The 24,778-nt window shown below is 50.8% G+C and carries 24 protein-coding genes and 1 tRNA gene; 15 read left to right on the forward strand and 10 right to left on the reverse strand.

All coding sequences use genetic code 11. The features are described 5' to 3' along the window. The first annotated feature begins 221 nt into the window (after positions 1-221). The 3 genes from rffA to H6F76_RS07015 all read left to right on the forward strand — a co-directional run bounded on the left by rffA (position 222) and on the right by H6F76_RS07015 (position 3,220). Positions 222-1,418 carry a dTDP-4-amino-4,6-dideoxygalactose transaminase gene (rffA, locus tag H6F76_RS07005; protein ID WP_190507116.1) on the forward strand — a complete coding sequence of 399 codons (1,197 nt, stop codon included), beginning with the start codon at positions 222-224 and terminating at the stop codon, positions 1,416-1,418. Positions 1,419-1,434: 16 nt separating this feature from the next. Continuing rightward, the gene (locus H6F76_RS07010; protein WP_190506993.1) at positions 1,435-2,730 is read left to right on the forward strand and encodes a glycosyltransferase family 4 protein; all 1,296 of its coding nucleotides are present in this window, start codon (positions 1,435-1,437) and stop codon (positions 2,728-2,730) included. A 202-nt stretch (positions 2,731-2,932) separates the two neighbouring features. Then, positions 2,933-3,220, forward strand: a complete 288-nt coding sequence (locus H6F76_RS07015) for a DUF3288 family protein (RefSeq protein WP_190506995.1) — start codon at positions 2,933-2,935, stop codon at positions 3,218-3,220. Between the two features lie 122 nt (positions 3,221-3,342). On the opposite strand, the gene H6F76_RS07020 is transcribed toward H6F76_RS07015, so the two are convergent. Together H6F76_RS07020 and H6F76_RS07025 are read right to left on the reverse strand one after the other, a co-directional pair. Beyond that, positions 3,343-4,614: an MlaD family protein gene (locus tag H6F76_RS07020; RefSeq protein WP_190506997.1), complete on the reverse strand. Its 1,272-nt coding sequence runs from the start codon at positions 4,612-4,614 to the stop codon at positions 3,343-3,345. A 140-nt stretch (positions 4,615-4,754) separates the two neighbouring features. Then, positions 4,755-5,537, reverse strand: a complete 783-nt coding sequence (locus H6F76_RS07025; RefSeq protein ID WP_190450358.1) for an ATP-binding cassette domain-containing protein — start codon at positions 5,535-5,537, stop codon at positions 4,755-4,757. A gap of 457 nt (positions 5,538-5,994) precedes the next feature. Between H6F76_RS07025 and H6F76_RS07030 the strand changes: the two genes are divergently transcribed. The 4 genes from H6F76_RS07030 (at position 5,995) to H6F76_RS07045 (ending at position 11,009) form a co-directional block, all read left to right on the forward strand. Continuing rightward, positions 5,995-7,362, forward strand: coding sequence for a gluconeogenesis factor YvcK family protein (locus H6F76_RS07030; RefSeq protein WP_190506999.1), 1,368 nt, complete (start codon positions 5,995-5,997; stop codon positions 7,360-7,362). A gap of 90 nt (positions 7,363-7,452) precedes the next feature. Continuing rightward, positions 7,453-8,007 (forward strand): tRNA (adenosine(37)-N6)-threonylcarbamoyltransferase complex ATPase subunit type 1 TsaE, encoded by a 555-nt coding sequence (gene tsaE, locus H6F76_RS07035; protein WP_190507001.1) that lies wholly within the window; start codon positions 7,453-7,455, stop codon positions 8,005-8,007. Positions 8,008-8,205: 198 nt separating this feature from the next. Then, the gene (fusA, locus tag H6F76_RS07040; protein WP_190450355.1) at positions 8,206-10,293 is read left to right on the forward strand and encodes an elongation factor G; all 2,088 of its coding nucleotides are present in this window, start codon (positions 8,206-8,208) and stop codon (positions 10,291-10,293) included. Positions 10,294-10,646: 353 nt separating this feature from the next. Then, on the forward strand, positions 10,647-11,009 hold the full coding sequence (locus H6F76_RS07045; protein WP_190507003.1) for a DUF6464 family protein: 363 nt from the start codon (positions 10,647-10,649) through the stop codon (positions 11,007-11,009). A 40-nt stretch (positions 11,010-11,049) separates the two neighbouring features. Here H6F76_RS07045 and H6F76_RS07050 read toward each other — a convergent pair whose 3' ends face one another. The 7 genes from H6F76_RS07050 to H6F76_RS07080 form a co-directional block, all read right to left on the reverse strand. Further along, on the reverse strand, positions 11,050-11,781 hold the full coding sequence (locus tag H6F76_RS07050; protein ID WP_190507004.1) for an ABC transporter ATP-binding protein: 732 nt from the start codon (positions 11,779-11,781) through the stop codon (positions 11,050-11,052). Positions 11,782-11,867: 86 nt separating this feature from the next. Beyond that, positions 11,868-12,095, reverse strand: coding sequence for a 4Fe-4S dicluster domain-containing protein (locus H6F76_RS07055; protein ID WP_190507007.1), 228 nt, complete (start codon positions 12,093-12,095; stop codon positions 11,868-11,870). Between the two features lie 70 nt (positions 12,096-12,165). Further along, entirely contained in the window at positions 12,166-13,419 is a 1,254-nt protein-coding gene (locus H6F76_RS07060; protein WP_190507009.1) for an ATP phosphoribosyltransferase regulatory subunit, read from the reverse strand. Beyond that, positions 13,419-14,393, reverse strand: coding sequence for a DnaJ domain-containing protein (locus H6F76_RS07065; protein ID WP_190450350.1), 975 nt, complete (start codon positions 14,391-14,393; stop codon positions 13,419-13,421). The genes H6F76_RS07060 and H6F76_RS07065 overlap by 1 nt, the downstream gene beginning before the upstream one ends. Positions 14,394-14,575: 182 nt before the next feature. After that, positions 14,576-15,409: an inositol monophosphatase family protein gene (locus H6F76_RS07070; RefSeq protein WP_190507011.1), complete on the reverse strand. Its 834-nt coding sequence runs from the start codon at positions 15,407-15,409 to the stop codon at positions 14,576-14,578. Positions 15,410-15,536: 127 nt separating this feature from the next. Then, the gene (locus H6F76_RS07075) at positions 15,537-16,085 is read right to left on the reverse strand and encodes a thermonuclease family protein (RefSeq protein ID WP_190507013.1); all 549 of its coding nucleotides are present in this window, start codon (positions 16,083-16,085) and stop codon (positions 15,537-15,539) included. Between the two features lie 3 nt (positions 16,086-16,088). Further along, positions 16,089-16,457, reverse strand: a complete 369-nt coding sequence (locus H6F76_RS07080; RefSeq protein ID WP_190507015.1) for a 2Fe-2S iron-sulfur cluster-binding protein — start codon at positions 16,455-16,457, stop codon at positions 16,089-16,091. A gap of 205 nt (positions 16,458-16,662) precedes the next feature. Between H6F76_RS07080 and H6F76_RS07085 the strand changes: the two genes are divergently transcribed. The 4 genes from H6F76_RS07085 (at position 16,663) to H6F76_RS07100 (ending at position 18,772) form a co-directional block, all read left to right on the forward strand. Next, positions 16,663-16,747 (forward strand) — tRNA-Ser (locus H6F76_RS07085). Positions 16,748-16,925: 178 nt separating this feature from the next. Continuing rightward, positions 16,926-17,708, forward strand: coding sequence for an ADP-ribosylglycohydrolase family protein (locus H6F76_RS07090; protein WP_190507017.1), 783 nt, complete (start codon positions 16,926-16,928; stop codon positions 17,706-17,708). Positions 17,709-17,851: 143 nt separating this feature from the next. Then, positions 17,852-18,379 (forward strand): opioid growth factor receptor-related protein, encoded by a 528-nt coding sequence (locus tag H6F76_RS07095; RefSeq protein WP_190507018.1) that lies wholly within the window; start codon positions 17,852-17,854, stop codon positions 18,377-18,379. 24 nt (positions 18,380-18,403) lie between these two features. Further along, on the forward strand, positions 18,404-18,772 hold the full coding sequence (locus H6F76_RS07100; protein ID WP_190507019.1) for a VOC family protein: 369 nt from the start codon (positions 18,404-18,406) through the stop codon (positions 18,770-18,772). A 16-nt stretch (positions 18,773-18,788) separates the two neighbouring features. On the opposite strand, the gene H6F76_RS07105 is transcribed toward H6F76_RS07100, so the two are convergent. Beyond that, complete coding sequence (locus H6F76_RS07105) at positions 18,789-19,499, reverse strand: lysozyme inhibitor LprI family protein (protein ID WP_190507020.1); 711 nt, start codon at positions 19,497-19,499, stop codon at positions 18,789-18,791. A 13-nt stretch (positions 19,500-19,512) separates the two neighbouring features. On the opposite strand from H6F76_RS07105, the gene H6F76_RS30940 reads away from it, so the two are divergent. From H6F76_RS30940 to H6F76_RS07120, 4 genes are all read left to right on the forward strand, one after another. Next, positions 19,513-19,647 (forward strand): hypothetical protein, encoded by a 135-nt coding sequence (locus H6F76_RS30940; protein ID WP_277881195.1) that lies wholly within the window; start codon positions 19,513-19,515, stop codon positions 19,645-19,647. Between the two features lie 107 nt (positions 19,648-19,754). Further along, positions 19,755-20,567: a carbon-nitrogen hydrolase family protein gene (locus tag H6F76_RS07110; protein ID WP_190450342.1), complete on the forward strand. Its 813-nt coding sequence runs from the start codon at positions 19,755-19,757 to the stop codon at positions 20,565-20,567. 171 nt (positions 20,568-20,738) lie between these two features. Beyond that, positions 20,739-22,220, forward strand: coding sequence for a cation:proton antiporter (locus H6F76_RS07115; RefSeq protein WP_190507021.1), 1,482 nt, complete (start codon positions 20,739-20,741; stop codon positions 22,218-22,220). Positions 22,221-22,866: 646 nt separating this feature from the next. After that, positions 22,867-24,696, forward strand: a complete 1,830-nt coding sequence (locus H6F76_RS07120; protein WP_190507022.1) for an N-acetylmuramoyl-L-alanine amidase — start codon at positions 22,867-22,869, stop codon at positions 24,694-24,696. The last annotated feature ends 82 nt before the right edge of the window (positions 24,697-24,778 follow it).

A 24,778-nucleotide genomic window follows, 5' to 3' on the forward strand; every position in this document is an offset into this window, starting at 1 on the left:
CAATAGTATGAGTGCTCGATTGCACTATCCACAGTCTCCTAACTGCCTTAGCATCGAAAACTATTACTTTTAGCGTAAACGAGTGGCAACTGCTTCATCCTAATAACGGTTTGTGTGAGCATTGCAAACCAATGTCCATTCATCTTGTAGAGGTTACAGTGAAAACAATTGATATGGCAGCATACGTTGATGATAGCGAGACTATAAGCAATCCTTTGCCTATGGATAACCTTGCTCTCAAAGATGGCTTAAACAACATTCCATTTAGTAAGCTCTATACAACTGAGCATGAGTTGGAGTACATTGCTCAAGCGATTGCTAGTAGACAAATTGCTGGTGATGGAGCTTTTACCAAAAAGTGTCAGCACTGGTTACAGCAAGTACTGGGCAGTCAAAAGGTTCTATTGACGCATTCATGCACCGCTGCCCTAGAGATGGCAGTCATCCTAGCTGATATTCAGCCTGGTGATGAAGTGATTATGCCATCCTATACGTTTGTCTCAACGGCTAATGCTGTTGTTTTACGAGGTGGTATTCCAGTTTTCGTTGATATCCGTCCAGACACTCTTAACTTAGATGAAACACTGATAGAAGCCGCAATCACGTCTAAAACTAAAGCGATTATGCCTGTGCACTATGCTGGCATCAGTTGTGAGATGAGTGCCATTCAGGCATTAGCGACAAAATATGGTCTCGCTATTATTGAAGATGCAGCTCAGGGCTTTGGCTCTATGTATAAAAGTCAGCCTTTAGGTAGTTTAGGGAAGATGGCAGCTTTTAGCTTTCACGCTACCAAAAACATCGTCTCTGGTGAAGGTGGAGCGCTTGCCATCAATGATCCTGCAATTATGGAACGAGCCGAAATTATTTGGGAAAAAGGCACAAACCGGAGCCAGTTTTTTAGAGGAGCGGTAGATAAATATACTTGGGTTGATGTGGGGTCATCCTATCTGCCAAGCGATTTACTGGCAGCTTTCCTATGGGCGCAGTTAGGGCAAGCAGATGAGATTAAACAGCAACGTCTAGGGCTTTGGCAGCGCTACGACAGAGCATTCGCTCCACTAGAGCTACAGGGTAAAGTGCGTCGTCCAACAGTGCCTTTAGAATGCCAACATAATGCTCATATCTACTACCTACTAGTCGATAACCTCGAAACACGAACACAGGTATTGGCTGCGCTCAAACAGTATGGTGTTCAAGCAACCTTTCACTATGTACCTCTCCATAGTGCTCCTGCAGGACGCAAGTATGGTCGAGCGCAAGGTGAACTTAGCGTTACGGACGATATCTGTGATCGCATTGTGAGGCTACCGCTTAGTGCGGCACTGACCACGAGTGAAGTCGATCACGTAATTGCTTTAGTCTTGCAAGCATTAGCTGTCCGAGATACGGCTCTGTCTTTTGCGCCCCTAAGTTGATTGGTTTATAAAAACAATGCGTGTAATTATTACTGCTCCGAACGTTTCACAGCGCATGAGTGGCGAGTCGGTCTTGCCACTATATTATTTCAACCGTTTGCGGGAGCGTGGTGTACAGGTTTGGGTTGTCACTCATGCCCGCTGCCGCGAGGAAGTTCGGAGCATTTTTCCTAATGATGACGATTTCCAGAAATTTCACTTTATTGAAGATACGCGATCGCAACGTTTGACCTATAAATTGGGTAGTTTTTTTCCGTATCGCATTGAAGACTTGATTTTTGGGCAAATGATCAATCTGCTGTCGCAACGCCATGCAAGAGCGGTAGTACAGCAACTAGTGAAAGAACACGACATTGATCTGGTCTTTGAGCCCACTCCCATTACGCCAAAAGGGCTCAGTTGTATGTATGGTCTAGGCGTGCCGGTTGTGATCGGACCAATGTGTGGTGGCTTAGAGTTTCCACCAGCTTTTCGCTACATGGATTCACCAAGTACTCGCTTATCAATCCAAGTGGGACGCGCTTTATCTCAGCTTGGTCATCTGCTGGTACCAGGTAAGCTGCAGGCGAATGCGTTGATTGTTGGCAACGATTTGACGGCAGCAGCCTTGCCAAAAGGCTATCGAGGCAAAGTCTATAGAGTGGAAGAAAGCGGAGTTGATTTATCGCTTTGCCAACCCGTCACACAAACTGATCTTGCGCCTGACCAACCCGTACGCTTTGTTTTCTTTGCCCGTTTCGTGGATTGGAAAGGGGTACAGTTTTTAGTGGAAGCTTTTAAGCAAGTTGCGCCCAAAGCCAATGCGGTGCTGGAGTTGATTGGTGATGGAGTGCTGTTAGAGGCAACGAAAGCGCAAGTAGCAGCACTTGGGTTGCAAGATAAAGTTAACTTTCATGGACGCTTAACGCTAGAAGATAGCATTAAGTTAATTAGTAACTGCCAGGTCTACGTAGTTCCATCTCTGCGCGAGTGTGGTGGGAACGCCATTTTAGAAGTCATGGCAATGGGGTTGCCGCTTATCGCAACGAACTGGGCAGGTCCGGGGCTGTTTGTGAATGACTCCTGTGGTCTTTTAGTTGAACCCAGTTCACGTCAGGGGTTTGTTGATGGTTTAGCTGAGGCAATGCTGCGGTTGGCTGAATCACCGGAACTCAGGCACAAGCTTGGAAGAGGCAGTGCAAAACGGGTGACAGAAAGCTATTTCGATTGGGATTCTAAAACCGATCGCATTCTTGAGATTATGCGTGAGACGATGCAGCAGCCTAAACCATCTGTTGCAGTAACCAATAACCTGAAACAAGGCACTACATGAATGATTTGCAGATAGTAGGAGATTTGTAGATCAGATAAGACATTCAGGTAGTGTTCAAAATGTAGCGATAGGAAGGTAGCATTTTTGCTGTCGATCGCTCTGTATGCTGCTACCGCAGTAGAATGATTACCACGCTGTTATCTCAAGATGGCGATCGCTTTGCACGTTAAGACTTGCTTACCCAATCACCTGCAACCCGCTTATGGCTCAACCGCAAAAAGATCAGCAGCACCCCCAATGGAGCGGCGATCGCCAGATCGTTAACACCTTGCTTTCTGAAGCGCCTACTGACTATAACCTGGCAGAACTCGCTCGCCTGCGGCTTCGTTATTGTAGTTTTCCGGGCGCGCGCGATATTCAGGCAGATCTGGAGAAGGTGCTGCAACAATGGAACCTGACTGACGATGCCCTCAATGCTAAAACTCGTCAAATTCATGCTGCTGCTCAAGTGTACAAAGGGCGGGGGAGTAAGCGGGATGATTGGAGTTAAGTATGAGTGTCTGTCTTAGTGCTGCGACGGATACGCATAGCGTTTGTGCGCTGTCTGCTGCTCGCTGCTCGCTCACCCTTATGATTTCCGTTACTTGCGTGTTTGTCTGGTAGGACTGACCGCTAGTTGCTCAATGCTTCTTTGCTTAACGGCTCTTGGCGTGACAACTCTTTGGTAATCGCTGCTTTCTGTGTAGCAGGAAGACTTGGTTCTACCGAGTGGCTAGGACTGTTGGTCAGGTTAGTGGGGGGTGAGTTGCTACTGTCAGCAGTGGCTTGAGCGATCGGCGTCAGGATTTGTGCCAACTGAGCCTGTTGCTGAAGCTGTTGCGATGATGATACTAGACCGCTCAGGTTATTAACCAGATTCCGCAAGTTGAGGCGAAATGCTGGATCACCTGTCAATTCATCCATGTCAGACGTGATTTTTTGCACGTTTTGGAATGTAGCTCTGGCAGAGTCGAGCGTTTGTTGAAGCACCGTCAGATTTGAGGGACTGTTGAGAGCCGTAGACACATCGCGAAGATTTGCAGAAGCTTGAGCCGAATTAGCAGACAGGATTTCTAGATTTCGCAATAGCTGCCCCTGCTGAACCTGGGTAACGATCGGATCTAGATTAGTCACTGTTGTCCGAAGCTGCGTTGTAATCACGTTAATGTTATCCAACGTGCTGACTAGATTTGAGCGGTTAGTTGACAGCAGCCCATTGACCTGATCAGCAGTGAGACCCAGTTTTGTCACTGTGCGATCGACGTTGCGCGTCGAAGTTGATAGTGTAGATACCTGCTGCTTCACCACTGTCGCAACTCCCTTAAACTCGCGGCTCAAGGCGGCAATTTCGGCGGCGGCTCGGGCGCTGTTTCTGGTGACAGCTTGCACATCTGCCACAAACGCAGGATTACTGTAAGCGTTGGCAAACATCATCGAGGAGCGAATCAATTCATCGACGCTGACTCCTACTCGACCCGATAAACGAGTGTCGTCGCAGAGAATCAGAGCGTTATTACATTGAGCATCCAACGGTTTTGCGTCCACCTCAGCAGTCAATTGCCTACGGGGTGTAATGTCGATAGCCGTACTGCCTAATAAACCAGACTGGTTTGCCTCGACCGTCACATCACTGGGAATGAGTAGATCCGCCGGAGAAATCTCCACTTCAACTTCGACCCCATTGGGTCCAGGTCGCGTTTTACTGATCTTGCCCACCGTTACGCCACGATAGCGAACAACTGTGCCCACTTCCATCCCAGCAACATTGGCAAAGTCAATGACTACCTTATAGCCACGATTGCCTACGCTGATACCCCGTATCCAGAAGATTAAGCCAACAAAGAGCCCTAATCCTGCAAGGATAAATAAGCCAACAGAGCCTTCCCGAACGGTTCGCGATCGCATGATGAGTCCTCACTAAGTAGGGAAACATTGGAGAAAGAGTGACTTTAGACCGAGCCTACAGCCTGCAAAAGCTAGCTCAACCAATCATTTTCCCTTTCTCCTTTTCCTTTTGCCTTCTACCTTCTGCCTTTTGCCTTCTATTACCCGGTTACCTGTATCGGTCCATCTATACTGCCACTAAAAAACTGACGAATGAGAGGATTGTCGGTTGTACTCACAGCTTGCACAGTGCCCTGCCATTGCACTCTGCCGTGATACAAAAAGACAACCCGATCAGCGGTGCGACGAATGGTACTCTCCTGGTGAGTCACCATAACATACGTGCCACAGCCCCCTTCTACACACTGAAGCTGCCGCACCAAATCTTCAATTACGGTAGAAGCAACTGGATCAAGCCCTGCGGTGGGTTCGTCATATAGCAGTACTTCTGGTGAATCTCTGGGGTTATCTGGGTTTGCCATGATGGCTCGCGCAAAACTGACCCGTTTTCGCATTCCGCCGGAAAGCTCGGACGGGTAGCGATCGCTGACGTTTGCCAAACCCACCATCTCCAGCCGCTTGATGACCAACTCTCGAATCCGCCGTCGAGAGAGGCGAGAATGCTCGTACAGTAAAAACCCGACATTTTGATCCACCGTCAGCGAATCGAAAAGCGCCGCCTGTTGAAACACCATCCCAATGCCGATCGGGTCTTGTGCATCTTCAATCAACCCTTTACGTAGCTGCCCCTGCACATAAATTTCGCCGGCATCTGGCGCGAGCAGACCAGCAATCAAGCGCAGAATAGTCGATTTGCCCGTTCCTGAAGGACCAATAATGGCTACGGCTTCGCCACGATAAATCGTTAGATCGACCGCATCCAGCACGACATTTTTGCCAAATGCCTTTGAAACTTGTTTTAGCTCAATCAGTGGTTCAGCCATTAGGATGTGCGCCAGACAATCCTTGGCAATCTAAGGCTGTAAATTGCTGATGCCCCATTAGTATCGGTGAAAGCTGAATCAGTCCAGATTAAGTAAGACATTCGACTTTAGCGCAGTCCAGGTAATTCAGATTGTTCAGAGCACTGCTTTTAAGACTTTATCAGACAAGACTTGTTGCCGGAGAGTAATCAATAAAGTATTGGCTATTATGTTAGCGCGTTGGTTAACCCTACGGCTTTGGTGCTTGCAGAGGCAGCTACAGGGAGTGAAGAGTGGTTCGTGTGGCATGGAGAGCGATCGCACTCACCCAGACGATGCTAAACAGATGGAACCGTCAAGCAAAACGAAGAGTCCATAACAGTCCATAGAAGGTAATGAAGTTACGCTATTCTGCTGCTAGGCACAGTGCCGCTTTCGCTTCATCGACCTGTTTTTTCTTTCCCATGCGTAATCTGCCATGACCTTTGGTTTACTCAAACAGGCGCTCCATGTGCTGCGGCACGAATCACGTCACCGTACGCCCAACCGTGTGAACCAATGGTTTAAATGGTTGGCTCCTGGTTTATTTGTGAAGCGCTGGTTGCTGTTAAGCGCAAGCGGCGTACTGCTAACAACCCTGGGGTTTGCGGTCTGGCTCAAGTTAACGCCAGTTTTTTATACAACTCAGATTTTAGGGCAAATTCTTGACGAAATCACTGATGTGATTCCCAGCTACATTAGTGGTCCGCTGGCGATGCTGTTGGGCTTTTTGCTGGTCTGGTGGGGGCAGACACGCACACTTGGGTCGATTACCGAAGTGCTGATGCCTGACGGTGACGAGGAGTTGATTGATGTCCTACTAACGCACCGACGCTTGCATCGTGGTCCGCGCATTGTCGTGGTTGGCGGTGGCACTGGGTTATCGAATTTACTGCGGGGCTTGAAGCGCTACAGCGCTAACATCACGGCGATTGTGACTGTGGCGGATGATGGTGGTTCGTCTGGGCGGCTACGGCGCGAAATTGGCGTGCTGCCTCCAGGCGACATTCGTAACTGTCTGGCAGCGCTAGCAGACGAAGAAAAGCTGCTGACTGAGCTTTTTCAGTACCGCTTTAAGGCGGGTGATGGGCTGATGGGACATAGCTTCGGCAATCTATTCCTGACAGCAATGAGTGAGGTAACAGGTGATCTAGAACAGGCGATCGCCGCGAGTTCTCGTGTGTTGGCAGTGCGTGGACAAGTACTGCCTGCTACCTTAAGCGATGTGCGGCTGTGGGCAGAGTTAGCAGATGGTCGCTACATTGAGGGCGAATCGAGCATTACCGAAGCAAATGGCGCGATCGTCAAAATCGGCTGTATACCTGCGAATCCACCCGCGTTGCCCAAAGCGCTGAGAGCCATTGAGGAAGCCGATTACATTATTATTGGTCCGGGTAGTTTGTACACCAGCATCATTCCCAACCTGTTAGTGCCAGAGATTACTGCCGCGATCGCTCAGCGCGATGTGCCTCGCATCTATGTCTGCAATATCATGACTCAGGAAGGCGAAACCCAGGGCTACAGCGTCGGTGACCATATTCGAGCGATCGATCAGGCGTGTGGTCGATCCTTGTTTGGAGCCGTACTGGTGCAAAAGAAGATTCCTTCCGCAAGGGCACACATTCGTTATGCTCAAGAAAACTCCAATCCTGTGCCTCTCGATCGTGATGTCATTGTCCGCATGGGGCGTCGGATCGTACTGGCAAATGTGATGGACGAAGACGAACAAACGGGACTCATCCGCCATGATCCCCAACAACTAGCCCGGGTGCTGCTGCGCTGGTACAGTCGGGTGGAGGGGCTTTAGAAGGCAGGAGACGGAGGGCAGAAGGCAGAAGGCAGGGGACGTAAGGGAAGCAATTCAAAACTCAAAACTCAAAAACCCCAACTTTCAACTATGCAGGATCAAGCGACCACTATTTTTCTGTCAGATGCAGCGGCGACGCGATCGCTGGGCGTTGAGCTGGGACAGACGTTGCCAGCAGGAAGTGTGTTGTTGCTAGAGGGTGAACTGGGCAGCGGTAAAACGACGTTGGTGCAGGGCCTTGGGGAAGGGTTGGGCATTCAAGACACGATCGACAGCCCCACCTTTACGCTGATTAATGAATACTTCGAGGGACGTTTACCGCTCTACCATCTCGATTTGTATCGTTTGAACAAAACGGCAACGGCTGAACTTTCTCTAGAAACCTATTGGGATGGCACCGAGGCTGAACTAGGCATCGTAGCGATCGAATGGGCAGAACGCTTACCCTATAAGCCTGCCAACTATTTGGCGATCCACCTGATTTATGATGTGAATAGGGGTCGTCACCTAACAATACGTGCGATCAGTCAGGGCAATAGCGGTCAGGATGATCATGGTCAAGACAATCACGGTCAATGGGATGCTGTTTTAGCTGCGACTGGTGTTTTGGGAGACGACGATCGCCCGTCCACTGTTTATCTGTAAATCCGTACCAAGCCTTCGTCTACAATTTACATCGCAACACTTTACAATTAGAAATGGCGCTGTGAGCGTAGAAAAGGATTCCTTACGGTTCCGAGTGATTGAGATCCAGCTCATACTGGCTACGACAACACCGATTTTCTTAAGTAACGCTTGCAGGTGGTCACCATTAGCGTGTCGCATTTAATTTAGAGAGTAACCATGAAAGACCTCACTCGTTATCGCAATATTGGCATTTTCGCTCACGTTGATGCTGGTAAAACGACCACAACTGAACGCATCCTGAAACTGACAGGCAAGATCCACAAAATTGGTGAAGTACATGAAGGTGCGGCAACGACAGACTTCATGGAACAAGAACAAGAGCGTGGTATCACCATTCAGTCTGCTGCAACAAGCTGCTTTTGGAACGACCACCAACTGAACATCATCGATACTCCTGGACACGTTGACTTCACTATTGAAGTTTATCGATCGCTCAAGGTGTTGGATGGTGGTGTTGGCGTGTTTTGTGGATCAGGTGGAGTCGAGCCGCAGTCTGAAACGAACTGGCGCTATGCAAACGACTCCGAAGTCGCCCGCATTATCTACATCAATAAGCTCGATCGCACGGGTGCCGATTTCTTCCGTGTTGTTAAGCAAGTGAATGACGTTCTGGCTGCCAAACCGCTGGTTATGGTGCTGCCAGTTGGCGTGGAAGAGAAGTTCTCGGGCGTAGTCGATCTGCTGACCCGCAAAGCCTGGATCTGGGATGAATCCGGCGATCCAATGAACTACGTGATCAAAGATGTACCTGCGGATATGGTCGATCAGGTCGAAATGTATCGCGAACAGCTCATTGAGCTTGCTGTTGAGCAAGACGATGAGGTCATGGAAAAGTACTTGGAAGGGGAAGAACCTGACATTGATACCTTGAAGCGCTGTATCCGTAAGGGCACCCGCGATCGAGCGTTCTTCCCCACCTACTGCGGCTCGTCCTTTAAGAATAAGGGCGTGCAGTTGGTGCTAGACGCTGTTGTGGACTATCTGCCTAACCCAATGGAAGTCAAGCCGCAGCCTGAAGTCGATCTAGAAGGTAATGAAACAGGCACGTTTGCTGTTGTCGATCCAGAGAAGCCGCTGCGCGCACTTGCGTTCAAAATCATGGACGATCGCTTTGGTGCCCTGACCTTCACGCGGCTCTACTCCGGCAAGATCACCAAGGGTGACACTATCCTCAATACCTTTACGGGTAAAACCGAGCGGGTTAGCCGACTGGTGGAGATGCACGCTAATTCGCGTGAAGAAATCGACTCGGCTCAAGCAGGCGACATTATTGCGATCGTCGGTATGAAGAATGTCCAAACTGGGCACACTCTCTGCGATCCCAAAAATCCTGCGACTTTAGAGCCAATGGTCTTCCCTGAACCTGTGATTTCGATCGCGGTCAAACCTAAGACCAAAGGTGGCGAAGAAAAAATGGGGATTGCCCTCAGCAAGATGGTGCAGGAAGATCCTTCGTTCCACATGATGACGGATGAAGAAAGCGGCGAAACCATCCTTAAAGGCATGGGTGAACTGCATTTAGACATCAAAGTTGACATTCTTAAGCGCACTCATGGCGTTGAAGTCGAAGTGGGTAAACCACAGGTTGCCTACCGCGAGTCGATCACCAAGCGCCTCGAAGATGGCTACATCCACAAGAAGCAATCTGGTGGTTCAGGTCAGTATGCCAAGATCAACTACATCATTGAACCTGGCGAACCGGGCAGTGGCTTCCAGTTTGAGTCAAAGGTGACAGGAGGCAGCGTTCCAAGAGAATACTGGCCCGCTGTCGAAAAAGGCTTTGAAAGCTGTATCGAAAAAGGTGTTCTGGCTGGCTTCCCCTGCCTGGACTTGAAGTTCACGCTGACAGAAGGCGGGTTCCACCCAGTTGACTCGTCAGCAATGGCGTTTGAAATCGCTGCCAAAGCTGCGTATCGGCAATCTATTCCTAAGGCTGCCCCGCAGTTGCTTGAGCCGATTATGAATGTGGATGTGTTTACGCCAGATACCTACATGGGTGATGTCATCGGCGATCTCAATCGTCGTCGTGGCATGATGAAATCGCAGGAAACTGGCGCAACGGGTGCCCGTATTAAAGCAGATGTGCCGTTGAGCGAAATGTTTGGCTACATTGGCGACCTGCGTACGATGACCTCTGGGCGGGGTCAGTTCTCTATGTCGTTCTCTCATTACTCTCCATGCCCAAGCAACATTGCTGAAGTGGTCATTAAGGAGGCAAAAGAACGTCAAGCTGCTGCTTCGTAGTGTTGACGGTATACCTTTGATGTAAGAGGGATAAGCAGGAGTCAGAAGCTAGAAATCAGGATGATTGAGCCTGTCTAGCTTCTGGTTCCTTAATGCTGTTTTTGTTTTAACCGGGTGCGTCTAGAGTCTTGTGCGCCGTTTGCGCGACCGCATGTACCAGTAGCCTTAATCCATTCTCTCAGTATTACTTCCCCCGTTCGTTCGCTCTAAATCAGGGTGATGAAGACGGGGGATAGTCTTGCAACGCTTTCAATTTACTCTACCTAGCAGTTTTGCTATCAGCCCGACATCGCGCAGGACTTTTTAGTGTGTGATGATCCAATTTTTCGGCAGTTTGTCGCTATAGGTTTGCTATGGGTTTGTCTTCTCTGCCCACAGAAGTTATTTTGAGCCACTCCTGCTCAACGCTGGGGCATTTGTATTTAGACTATAATCCCCAACCCGGAGCCTGTCTGGAGTGGGAGGGGCAGACCTACTTGATCCTAGAGCGTAGACATCGCTATCAACTTCAGTCGGGGCGCTACCATCTGCATAAAATCGCGCTTTATGTCCAGACGTTTGAGGCATTAGCAGAGGAAAGCTTTAACGATGGGCAAGGGGGGATCGGCGATCGCTCTTGTCGGTATAACGCTCACTCGGCACTGCTTCGGTGTGCTGTTAAGCCTAGTGGACCGTGCGATGGCTGCACTGATTATCAACCCGTTGCGATGTCATAAGCAGTAAAGGCTGTTAATGACATCCAAGCTTGGCTCGTTCTTAGTGTGCAGTTGTTGCGCCCAAGTAGAGTTCGCCAACTTTCGGGTCATTCAGCAGGTCGATGCCGCGTCCCTCAAAGCGATCGCGCCCTGCTTCTAAAACGTAGCCCCGGTCTGCCATCTCCAACGCCTTACGGGCATTTTGCTCTACAAGGACGATTGCAGTGCCGCTCTGATTAATACGTTTAATCTGCTCAAAGACACTGTTAACCAGAATCGGTGACAATGCTGCCGATGGTTCATCCAGCAACAGCAGGCTTGGTTTGAGCATGAGCGCTTTGCCCATTGCTAGCATTTGCCGTTCACCACCTGAAAGCGTGCCTGCCCGCTGACGACGACGACTTGCCAGCGCTGGAAACGTGGTGAAAATTTCATCTTTGAGGGTTTGCAGCGGCACCTTATGTACAAAAGCCCCCATTTCCAGGTTTTCTTCTACCGTGAGCGATCGAAACACGTTGGCAATCTGGGGAATGTAGCCCATGCCAAGCTGCACAATCTGGTCAGGCTTCAGCCCTGCAATGCTTTTGCCTTTGAAGATCAAGCTACCCGTATGCGGAGCCAGTAGCCCAAAAATCGTTTTTGCCAGAGTCGATTTGCCTGCGCCATTCGGACCAATGACAGCGACCAATTCACCAGGATAAAGCTTGAAATTTACCCCTTGCAGGATGTCCAGATCTTTGATGTAGCCAGCAAAGACATTTTGAACTTCGAGCAAGGGATGGGGGGCAGGCATGAGAGGGTGAGGGAGGCGTAGGGGAAGCAGGGGGAGTAGGGGAAGCAGGGGAAGAAAGTTTTGGCTATTGACCGTAACTCAAAACTTTATTCTGGTGTTTCTTGCAAGCTAGGGCGTTCTTCGGGGACGATCGCTCCCTCCACAGGACAGACCTGCAAACAAATGCCGCAATCAATGCAGGTTGCAAAGTCAATCCAGTACCAATCAGTGCCTTTAGTATTTTTACCAGGACCAGGATGGATGCAGGCAACAGGGCAGGCATCCACGCAGTCGGCAACGCCCTCGCAGATATTTGTAACGATCGTATGCGACACAGTGTTCTCTCTAAAAGTTGGGGGTTTTCGGTCGTTGATTGTGGGAAAGAAAGACATTCACAACCAATGGTTAGTCACTCTGCAATTGCTGGCTAACGGTTTCAATCACAGTTTTGCCATCGGGCTTCACCCAGGCAACCTGAGCAATGCGACGACGACGGGCATACTCGTGAATAGCAGCGGCATCGCGACCGCCCAGGTCTAATTCGACGGTCGGAGCAGTGGGAGAGTCGCGCAACGTTTGAGCATGGGCGAGAGCCGCCGTGTAAGCCTGTGGGCTATCGGGCACAATGAGCCAGTCACTGGTGGTAGTTTGCTGGGGTAACTGCCCTGTCGGCAACAGAACTTGATGCAGATGCTCAATCTGTAGGGCAAAACCAATACCAGGATGAGTCTGTCCTTCAGGATGATACAGACCCAAAAGCTGATCGTAGCGACCGCCTTGCCCTAGCACTTGTTGTCCTGTTGTGCTGGTGCTGACAACTTCAAAGACAACGCCTGTGTAATAGTCCAGGGTACGGATGAGGCTGAGGTCGAGGATAAGGTTGTCGGCTGGGGGAACGGCGGGATCAGGCCGATCGCTCGTTTGGAGCAAGTCCACCAATGATTTTAAGTTGTTGACGGCTTCCTGTTGGGAGGCATCCAAATCGATCGTAGCGAGGCGTTGCAGCACGTCAGAGGGTCGTCCACGCAGGTCAAGCAGCAGCATTGCCCGTTCGCGCAGGGCTGGCGACATGGGGAGTGCTTCCAGCATGAGTCGATCGAGCCTGGCAATTGCCTGTCTAACTTTGTCGCGTAGGGCAGTAGGAAAGATTGAAAGGAGCGATCGGGTGAGTCCGGCTTCGCCCAGAATCACTGACCACTGCTGCAAGCCTAAGTTGCGAAGACAGTCCAGCACTAGCAGCAACACTTCTGCATCTGCCAGCAGCCCACCCGCACCAACCAGCTCTACACCTGCCTGATAAAACTCCTGCTGCCGACTATAGCCGCCTTCTGACGCTCGTCGAAACACGTTGGCATTGTAGTAGAGCCGCAGGGGATGGGTAGAGCCTGCCATCCGGGTAACGGCGGTACGGGCGATCGATGCCGTCAGCTCTGGACGCAGACCGAGCTGCTCATCGTCTGCCTCTTGGAGTTGGAGAACGGTCGATCGTTGGATAGCTCCGCCTGCCATGAGAGTATCCAGCCGTTCTAACGTCGAAGTGATGATGCGGTGATAGCCCCAGCGCTGAAACACCTGCTGGAGGCGGTCTTCAATCCAACGCTTTTGAGCTACATCCAGAGGTAGTAAATCTCTGGCACCCGCTGGGGGTTGATATACCATTACTTTTTCTTCCCGCCAAACAGACCAAATAGACCACCACCTGACTTGTCATCCTTCTTTGCTGACGTTGCTTTTGGTGGAGATGCCTTAGCCTTTGCAGCCGTGCCAGCTCCTTTGCTAGCCGGATTTTGAGCACCCTCTAACTGCTGTTTGCCTTGCTGCGCCATTGGATCTTCCGGGTCGAGCTGCAATGCTTTATTGAAGTGAATCTTTGCCATTGTCCCTTGATTTTGCTTCAGGTAAATCATACCCATTAAGCTATGACAACGACTGTTATTAGGGTCAGCTTGAAGCGCATCGCGTAATTCCAGGGTTGCCTGAGCGAAATTACTCTTGGCAACATATGACTCGGCGCGACGATAGTATTGGTCAGCCTGCGATTCGCGCGGTGGTGGTGGGGCAGGGGCAGAAGCCTGCGACGATCGTACTCCCACACCGGAATCAGGGATATTGCTGCCTGTGTACAGTACTTTTTTCTCCCCTGTTTTGAGTTCACCTGTTGACTCTTTACGCATCAGATAAACCAGATTTAACTCGCTCAACTGAGCCGTTATTTCCAGCATCTGGTCTAATTCCTCATACTGCCTGGATGCCAGATCTTTAAGTGATGTTGCATAGAAGTGATCAGGGTTGGCAGTGGTAGAGAGCTGTTTCGCCAGGTTGCCGAGTTCTAGCTCACTTTGCTGTCTTAGCCCTTGCTGCCCTTTGAGCTTCAGCATGATCATGTATTCACTGCGATCGCGCTCCTGCGAAAGTTTTTCCCAGGCAGGGTTGACCAGCTTCGACAACAGCTCACTTGCCTGCTGCCGTGCTGCTTCCGTTTCAGAAGCCGCACTGTCTGGGTGTAGTCGTCGAGCAATTTTGAGGTATCGCTTACGAATGTCTTTAATTTCGGCATCCACAGCTACTCCCAAGATGGCGTGATTGTCTGTGAAGTCTAGAAGAAATAGTCCGCGCTCTATTTGGAAAGACATGGTGCAACCCGCTTGCCTGCCGTGAGAAATTCCTTCTAGTGTAATACTCACTGGGCAAGCTGAATGCTAGCGTAGCGTACCAAACTGACGAGAAAGAAAAGCTAGGTCTGCTGTTTTGATACCAATTTAATTTTTTGTTTATAAAAAATATGGTGGGCGGTAAAACCCATTCCTGCTCCCTACTACCTACTCCCTACTCTCCACGCTGCTAACGGCGGCACATCCTGCAATGCCTGGCTCAAACTGATATGAAGCGGTCCGTTGGTTGCCAGGATACGTCCAGAACTAATGTTAAGCGGGCTGCGATCGTATGCTGTCACGGTGCCCCCGGCTTCTTCGACCAGCACGATCCCGGCTGCCATATCCCAGGGCGATAGACCACGTTCCCAGTAGCCATCGAGGCGACCGCAGGCGACGTATGCCAAATCCAGGGCAGCGGAACCGCTGCGCCGTACGCCCTGGGTGAGATGGGTTAAGTGGCAAAATTCAGCGTAGTTGTTGTCAGTAGTTTGGCGACGATCGTAGGCAAAGCCCGTGACCAACAAACTTTTTTCCAGTGCAGCCGTGTCTGACACGCGGATGGGACGACGGTTGCGTGTGGCTCCCAGCCCTTTGGCAGCGCGAAACAACTCCTCCCGAAACGGATCAAAGATTGCCCCTACTTGCGGTATGCCGTCAATGAGCAGTCCGACCGAAACGGCTGAAGCAGGGTACTGGTGAGCATAGTTAGTGGTGCCATCGAGCGGGTCGATCGCCCACAGATAAGCACTCTCTTGATTGCCCAACGAGCCTGATTCTTCCGCCAGGATTTTGTGATCAGGTACATGACGATGCAAAATCTGCAAAATCGCGGCTTCGGCTGCTTTATCTGCTTCTGTCACTAGATCGCCGGGGCGACCCTTCTCTTCGATCGCCTCCAGGTTCCCCCAGTAATCTTGCAAAATGGCACCCGCTGCCAGCGCGGCTTCTGTAGCAACATCAAGAAAAATTTGGAGCTGATTAGAATCAGAAATCATATGGCAGATGAGGAGTAGAGGGTTACGTTCATTCGGCTTTCAGCTTTTTTCCAACTGCCTACTGCTTATTGTCTCTTTTCGTAACCAATAAAGATGCTTTAGCTTCTCACTTTCTCACTCTTCTCCGCTACCGCCGCCGCTGGCTGCGAAACTCTGCTGGGCTGATTCGCATGGGCTGATCGGCATTCCAGATGCCCAAACCTAAAACTCTAGCGCGCTCTTGGGCACGGGCAAGCCGTTGATCATACTTACTATTGGGCAGATGCGGTGTCGCTAACGCGTAGCCATCCGCGACTAACGCTTCGTTGAGTAGTACGCTGCCTTGCCAAACGTAAGCCAGTCGACGCCCGATCGCATCACGTGGTTCAGCATCGGTTTCTAACCGCACTGTCTGGTGAAGCAGGCGTTTTTCTAACTGAGCTTTTGCTGCTGTGCCCCAGGGTTGTTGCCCAACATCAGGCACATCGATTCCTTCTAACCGAATGCGCTCGGTCAGGTCAGGTTGGGTCGGTACGCCTGTCACTTCAAACTCTCGTCCATTCAAGATTTGCTTGACTTCAGCATGAAAACCTTGTGACGAAGCCGCAGGCTGGCAGCTAGTAAGGAAGATTAAAACGGCAAGCTTAAAAATTAAACTTTTCCAGTGTGCCCAAGCAACCCCTTTTGCATTGTCCATACTCTAGTCTTCATCTAGCGGCAGTCCTGCTTTTATTTTGCCCTTGCCAAAGTAGCGACCAAACTGAAGCTCGTAAACTTCATCTTCATCTTGAGTTTCGACCTCAAGGTCAGAGCGAGCATAGCTGACACACAGCAGCGCATAGCCTTGTTTCTGGAGCTTGGGCGATAACCCCATTGCTTCTGGCTGATAAAGCTCTCCAGTGATGACGCGTACTGCGCAGGTAGTGCAGGCACCGTTGCGGCAGGCAAAGGGCAGTTCTACACCTTGTGCTTCCGCTGTGTGCAAAATGTAGCGATCGTCCGGTACCTGCACGCTGTGGAGTTGATTGGTGCGACGATCGCGAATACGGACAGTGTAGAAATGCGCCATAGCTTAAGCGTTAAAATTGCTGCTGATCAATGATTGGTCTTAGAAGCCGAGTGAACGCACGTTAGCTTGCAGCTTTGACTCGACTTTTTTGGAGAAGCAAGCCATAGCTTTGAACGTTCCCCTTCTCTTACCAATCCCATGTCTAAAGTTTACCTGGTTCTGCTAGGATAATAATTCTGTGACTGATGACACAGCACAGCGATGTGGAGAGATGGCCGAGTGGTTGAAGGCGCAGCACTGGAAATGCTGTTTAGGGCAACTTAACGAGGGTTCGAATCCCTCTCTCTCCGTTCTTGAAATTTATACACAGAGGTGGTTTCAGCTTTTTCGGAAAGTTGATATACCTACTAAACAAGGCTTCACGCCCTCAATACTTTTTGATCATGCGTCCGTTGATTGCAGTTGAGGCTTCTTAGCTGTCTGTCTATCACATATCAATTGGCGCAGCAGCAATGAGAAGGACAGCTTATGCTAGGGGCGATCGCAGGCGACATCATCGGTTCCATTTACGAATTTGCGAACGTCAAGACAAAGGACTTTCCGCTGTTTAGCGATCGCAGCGCCTTTACAGATGATTCCATTCTGACGGTGGCGATCGCAGATGCCATCCTGCACAACGGCGATTATCGTCAGACCTTGCAAGCATACGTCCGCCGCTACCCCAATCCGATGGGCAGCTATGGCGGCAGATTTTCTGCCTGGGCAACCTCGGCTGCCTTAGAACCCTATAACAGTTGGGGCAATGGTTCTGCGATGCGAGTCAGCCCCGTTGGCTTTGCCTTCAATGATTTGGAAACCGTGTTGCAAGTGGCAAAAGACACGGCTGAAGTGACCCACAACCACCCGGAGGGCATCAAAGGGGCACAGGCAACGGCAGCCGCGATCTTTTTGGGTCGTACTGGACATGGCAAAGCGGGCATCAAAGCCTATATTGAGACGCAGTTTGGCTATGACCTGGATCGAACGGTCGATACGATTCGCCCAACGTATCGCTTCAATGAGTCTTGCCAGGAAACCGTACCAGAAGCGATCGTTGCCTTTCTAGACTCTACTGATTTTGAGGACGCGATTCGCAATGCAGTGTCTTTGGGGGGCGATACCGATACACTCACCTGCATTACGGGCGGCATCGCTGAAGCCTTTTATGGCAATGTCCCAGCGGCGATCGCGCAGGAAACGATCGCTCGACTCGATCGACATTTGAACGACATTGTCGAAAAGTTCGCGACGCAGTATGGCAAAAACCTTTAGCAGGCAAATAGACTAGTAGACGGCTAGAGTAGAAAGAATTGCAGGTAAAGTGCTAGTTGAACAGGACCGCTGGCGGTAAACAGGCTTTCCTACACTAGCCTACACTGCCGCGCAGATCTTGACCTACACGAAACCTAAGTACAATGACCAACTCACAACTTGTAAACTTTTACTTAGGGCAGTGTCCTGATATAGAAGGGCGCAAAATCGAGAGCATTTGGGCGTGGGATGATATGTGGCTGGAACACGAGCATACCTATATTCAGTGGCTCTTCCCGCTTACTGAAAAGAGCCGCTTTAATCCAGACGCTCCTGTGCTAACTAAGGTCGATATTGAGACATTTAACGCGAGTGACGACCTCAAAAACCGTTTGCTCAAGTCATTCAAGCATCTATTGCGGTTTTACGGCTTGCAGTATGCTGAAGACAATGGTGCAATTAGCGTTACAACGGCTGAAACGTTTCCAGCGCGACGAGAGAACTGGTTGAACTGGGGCAACCACAATCATCTTCGCATCACTAGAATTTTGACTAGCTTACGACTGCTAGGGTTGGACGCTTACGCGCAAGCCTTTTTCCAATGTCTCACTCAGATTTACAAGACTGCACCTGATGCAATCGATTCGCGTAGCTACGCCTACTGGAAAGATGCCGTCAGCAAAGTGCTGTAGTGCTTCAAGGTTGCGTTAAGTGGTATGGAGTCTCTAAGCACAGACATAGACCTGAATTTGGTCGTGCTTCGTTCTGTTGATCTAGAAAGAGCACTCCGTTTCTATGCAGCATTGGGGATAGCGTTGTCTCGTGAGCAGCATGGCTCTGGACCAGAACATCTAGCCGCTACGATCGGTACGCTTGTGCTAGAAATTTATCCACAGGGTAGTGCAAACAAAACGGTAGGAGTTCGTCTTGGCTTTCGGGTCAAATCTTTGGTGACGACGATCGCACGTTTGCAGGCGATTAACGGCGTGATTGTATCGCCAATGCAGGAGAGCCAGTGGGGGTTACGGGCTGTGGTCTCTGATCCAGATGGACATCAGCTAGAGTTGGTTGAAGGGAACCGCTAGCTACTTTACTAAACTGTTAGCGATCAACCGTCAAATATGTCTGTAACTGCTGATTGCGTTGATTGGTGAGTCGCGTTAAGCATTGATTACGTGCTGCGTTGCCACCGCCGCTTGCCTCAAAGCCACAGGCAGAGTCACGAAAAGCAATCCAGGCAAATTGGGCGGTTGCTAGTTTGCGTTTGCGATCGGGTTCTAACCCTTGCCTGAGTTTTTGGTAAAGCTGATTAAGCTGACGATCGGCTATTTTATAGCTGACACCACTCGTACGCTGCCGTCCGGACAGATAGGCTTTCAAATCAGTGGTGCGCTGTTGTGTCACATGCCCTTTACAGCCTGAGACGATCATGGGTTGCATCGAGCCGCCTTCTACCAGACTACCCACAAAGGTGCATTCCATATCGCGAAATTTAATCCAGCGCAGTTGAGCATCGGTCAGCTTTTGGCGGCGCATGGCGGAAAGATTAGGCATTAGCGCTTGATAAGCGCGATTTAAGGCGCGATCGGCTGCTTCATATCTCAAGTCAGTACAGAGGTTCATCACTGTCTGGGTTGAAGGGTTGTTGCAATCGGGTTGTTGGGCAATAAGCGATTCTCCCTCAAAGAGGCTCTGCCAAGGCGCTGATAGTAACGTGTTTGCAGCCAGTTGGGTTGCCTGACTGAGGACGGTAACACTAGCTAGACCAGCCAGAGCGGTGTAAAGCCCAAAGCGATTGATAGACGTTGACATAGACGTTGGCAGAATGATGACACTGTGTGGTGGCAACAGGCTGCTTCAACAGGTGTCAGAGCAATTCCCGACGCAGGCAGAGCGCGATCGCGTAAAGAGATATGTGCAGGTGGCAGTTCTAAGCATTCTGTGTCAAACCTGGTTTTAAATAGTAGTAGGGTTTTTGTGCCAGTTGGAGCCGTCCGCGACCAAACGCGGTTACACTCCAGTAAGCTTTAAACCGATCATTTTCTAGCTGCGATTTGAGTTGAGCCTATGAAGTCCTATCTGGCGGCTGCTGTGCAAATGACCAGCCTGCCTAATCTCGAAAAAAATCTAATTCAGGCAGAAGAATTAATTGACCTGGCGGTGCGTCGGGGCGCTGAACTGGTTGCTTTGCCAGAAAACTTCTCGTTTCTGGGTGACGAACACGAAAAACTGGCTCAAGCAGAGACGATCGCCGCTGCCAGCGAAAAATTTCTCAAAACGATGGCGCAGCGCTTTCAGGTGACGTTACTGGGCGGCGGTTTTCCAGTGCCCGTCGGTAACGGCAAGGTTTACAACACAGCGTTGCTCATTGACCCCAGCGGAGCAGAATTGGCGCGATACGAAAAAGTGCATCTGTTTGATGTCAACGTCCCCGACGGCAACACGTATCAGGAATCAGGCACCGTGCTGGCAGGTATACAACTACCACCTATGCATCCGTCTAAGGAACTCGGCAACCTGGGGCTATCAGTTTGTTACGATGTGCGCTTTCCAGAGCTTTATCGTCATCTCGCGCAAATGGGTGCAGAAGTGTTGTTTGTTCCTGCTGCCTTTACGGCGTTTACAGGCAAGGATCATTGGCAGGTGCTACTACAAGCACGGGCGATCGAAAACACGTGTTACGTCCTGGCTCCCGCTCAAACGGGACGACACTATGCCATGCGCCAAACCCACGGACATGCAATGGTGATCGACCCCTGGGGCATGGTGCTAGCCGATGCTGGGAATGAACCGGGCGTGGCAATCGCGGCGATCGAACCCTCCCGGTTAGAACAAGTCCGTCGTCAAATGCCCTCTTTGCAGCATCGGGTCTTCCTCTAGAGGTTAGCCGTGTTGCGGAAGATGTAAGCGTAAAACGCTTGTCTACTACCGTCCAGGCAACGGCTTACGAACTAAACAACGTCCCTTTCGCCACTTACACCACTTAACCTTCTGCCATAGAAACTGTACATTGGGAGGGAAAAATTATTTCCAGAGCCAATGGTAGATTGCATGACTTGGTTAATGGTTCCAGCCGCAACCGTCCAGGCTAGCTGGTTTGGCACACCGTTGCTGGCAGCAGCGGAGGCGGGTGCTGTTGCCAGCAAAGTGGAGGCGAGTAACGGCTCTCTGGTTTTAGCTGGAGTGCTGTTAAGCCTGGTTGTCATCTTTTTGGCAAGCAAAATCGGTGGGGAACTGTGCAACCGCATTGACCTGCCGCCTGTGCTGGGAGAGCTAGTAGGCGGTGTAGTGGTTGGGGTGTCGGTACTAAATCTGCTGGTGTTTCCAGAGGGGGGCGAAGACGGCAGCCACTCGCTGATTATGAGCCTGATGCAGATGACGGCACACCTCAGCCCAGCCGCATTAACGTCTGTGTTTGAGGCGCAGAGTGAGGTCATCTCCGTTCTGTCAGAAGTGGGGGTGATCATTCTGCTGTTCGAGATTGGCTTGCAGTCTGATTTGAAGGAATTGCTGCGGGTCGGACCCCAGGCAACCGTTGTGGCAGTCGTTGGCGTTACGGCTCCGTTTGCTCTAGGAACAGCCGGACTGATTGTGATTTTTGGCATTCCAACCGTGCCTGCCATTTTTGCTGGAGCCGCCTTGACAGCTACGAGCATCGGCATTACAGCCAAAGTGCTAGCAGAAATGCAGCGTCTAAGTACCCCCGAAGGTCAGATCATCATCGGTGCGGCAGTGATGGATGATGTGCTGGGCATCATTGTTTTAGCAGTGGTCGCCAGCCTTGCAAGAGATGGCAAGGTGGAGCCAGCCAATGTGGCTTACCTGATTTTTAGCGCGGGTGTCTTTTTAGTCGGCTCAATTTTAGTCGGTCGCTTCCTCAGCCCGTTTTTTGTGGCGTTAGTAAATGGGATGAAGACACGGGGGCATTTGTTACTGGTTTCCCTGATTTTTGCGTTCATCCTTGCGTATATTGCCGCAGTCATTCAGCTAGAAGCGATTTTAGGTGCCTTTGCAGCAGGACTGGTATTGGCGGAAACGGAGAAACAGCGAGAGCTAGAGGAAAAAGTTCTCCCGATCGCCGATATGCTAGTGCCCGTCTTTTTTGTTGTTGTTGGCGCTCGCACTGACTTGAGCGTACTGAATCCGCTGGTGCCCGAAAACCGCGCCGGGTTAATCATTGCTACCTTTTTGCTGGCGGTTGCCATTTTTGGGAAGGTGATCACGGGGTTCAGCGTTTTTGGGATGCCAGGCATCAATCGGTTGGCGATCGGCGTTGGCATGATTCCTCGTGGTGAAGTGGGTCTGGTGTTTGCCGCAGTAGGGTCTGAAAGCGGTGTCCTCTCCAAGCCCTTAGAAGCTGCCGTGATTGTGATGGTGATTTTGACTACCTTCATGGCTCCACCGTTGCTGCGTGTTGTGTTTAGCCAATCCGATCAGGCTACTGCTACAGCTCTAGGAGTGCAAACAAATCCGTCTGTCACCTTAAATCCAGGTTTGGTCGATTTAGAGAATGTAGAGCCAAAATCGGAGTAGCGTAGAAAATCCGATCGCACAATTCACACATCGGTTATATTCTTACAGACGTTTCGTGTCGTAGATGTTACCGCTACCCATCACTGACCGCTCAGAACGCTTAGTGATGACAGCTTTTCGCGCCCATAAGGCTAAATGCTGGCACTTTCGTTGACAAACTTAGATCACTGCCTTGAAACGCAACTGTTCATCGTGGAGCATTCAGAACGGAGGTTACGACTGGCGATCGTGTCACTGTGTGATGGCAACGCACTGTCATGGTATGCCTGGTGGATCTCAATAAATGGAAAAACCTCAGACATGAAACTAAATCGCTGCCGTCGCGTCAGGCATCTGTACGCGTCGCTTAGCCACTAACGGCAGTAAGGTGGTTCCACTTAAAAACAACCGGATTAGTTGTTTGGCATAGCGGAATGGTTGAATAGAAGGCTCTTAACATCAGCCACTGCTCGAGAACAGTGCTGATAGTCGTTGACTCTCATTGGGTAGAAATACTGTCACCTAATGCTAGGTCGCGACTGCTGGTTGTTCAGCCGCCTTGAAGGTGAGATCGGCACCCATTTAAGCGATCGTCCCGTGTGAGGAGAATTGGTTAGAAAAGAATCCTTGGCTGATGTTCAGCTCTTTGAGAAATTGACGATACACCGTGAAACATCTTCCCCATTTTCTGCTCACTGCTACTTCTCTCTTGCTCCTTGCGGCTCCAGCGCAAGCCTCGCGGCTAGAATCCTGGCGATTTGACTCGACCAACAATCAGTTAGAATTCACGACTGATGAAGATGTGCAGCCTAAAGCACAGCTAATTTCTGATCCTACCCGTCTGGTGATTGACTTGCCAGGGGTTATCCTCGGTCGTCCAGCCTCTACGCAGTCCTATGGCGGTGCTATTCGCTCGGTGCGTTTGGGGCAGTTCGATCGTAGTTCGGCACGGCTGGTAGTAGAACTGGCACCTGGTTATACGATCGACCCCAATCAGGTACGTTTTCGAGGTATTACAGCGCGTCAGTGGACAGTGCAGCTACCAGCGCCCCAACTGGTATCTACAGGCGTAGCCACTCCCCCAATTGGTCGCTTGCCTGGCAGTACTAACCAGACGGGCAGCACTCAAATACCGGGCAGCACTCAAATACAGAGTGTACGGGTCACGCAAGATGGTATTTTCGTGCGTACAAATGGTGGCTCACCAAAGCTGGATGTGCGCCGGAGCAGCGATCGCGGTCAAATTACAGTGGATGTAGAGGGCGCAACCATCGCCCTGGCTGCGACACGCGATTTGCTGGTCAACCGTCTGGGCGTTAACCGCATTACGCTTAACCAACAGCAAGCCTCACCGCCTGTTGCCCGCATTACGCTCAGTGTCGATCGCTCTAGCCCTGACTGGCAAGCGTCCGTCAGCAGTGCTGGTGGTGTAGTGCTGCTGCCGTCCGGTCCTGTTGCAGCCGGTGGCGTTAGTCGTCCGTCAACCAATCTTCCTGCTGCGGCTCGTCCGGGTACATTGGCAACGATCGAATCCGTCGCGCTAGAAAACAATGACACCCAGCTAATCGTCCGTGCTAACCAGCCGTTACGATACACCACCGGATGGGATCGAACCACGGGTGCGTATCGCGTCACGATTAATGCCGCCCAGCTAGCCAAAAATGTTAAGGGACCGCAGCTTCAAGCCTCTAGCCCTGTACTCCAACTGCGGCTGCGCCAGGAAACCGCGAATACGGCTGTTATTCTGATCACACCTGCGTCTGGCGTGCAGATTAGCGACCTGAATCAGCCGAGCCAGCAAACGTTAGCGCTACAACTTCAGCGTAATCGCCCGTCTGTTGCCCCATTGCCCAATCCCTCTACTGCCAGCATTCCTGTCCCTACGCCGCCCCGCACTAACCCCTTACCGCCCCGAACAAGTCCTCCTAATCCCGTCATTCCCAGAGCAACGAATGGGCGACCCGTTATCGTGATCGATCCGGGGCATGGGGGACCTGACCCAGGCGCGATCGGCGTGGGTGGGCTGCAAGAAAAAGGCGTTGTGCTAGATATTAGTCAGAAGGTCGCCACTATTCTTGAACAGCAGGGCGTACAAGTCGTCATGACACGCAGCGACGATCGCGATCTTGACCTGGAGCCTCGTGTGCAACTGGCGCAACGAGTTGATGCCACAGCGTTTGTCAGTATCCATGCCAATGCCATTAGCTTGAGTCGACCAGATGTTAACGGTCTGGAAACCTACTACTATCAGAGCGGTTTGGATCTAGCACGCTCGATCCACCAAAGCGTGTTGGAAGGCACAGGTGTCCCAGACCGGGGTGTGCGATCATCTCGCTTCTACGTGCTGCGCCGCACTTCGATGCCGTCTGTGTTGGTAGAAGTTGGCTTTGTCACCGGACGAAATGATGCTGCTAGACTGGCTGATCCAAACTTTCGCAACCAGATGGCAGGGGCGATCGCCCGTGGCATCTTGCGGTATCTGGGGCGTAGTTCCTAAACTTTGCAAAAAACAGAATTTGTGAGAATTTGGGGCTTGGCGCGTAATAAGTGACTGCTTTAGTAATTGGATTACCTCGCAG

Origin of the sequence: Leptolyngbya sp. FACHB-321 (assembly GCF_014695975.1) — a bacterium.
Lineage (GTDB): Bacteria > Cyanobacteriota > Cyanobacteriia > Leptolyngbyales > Leptolyngbyaceae > Stenomitos.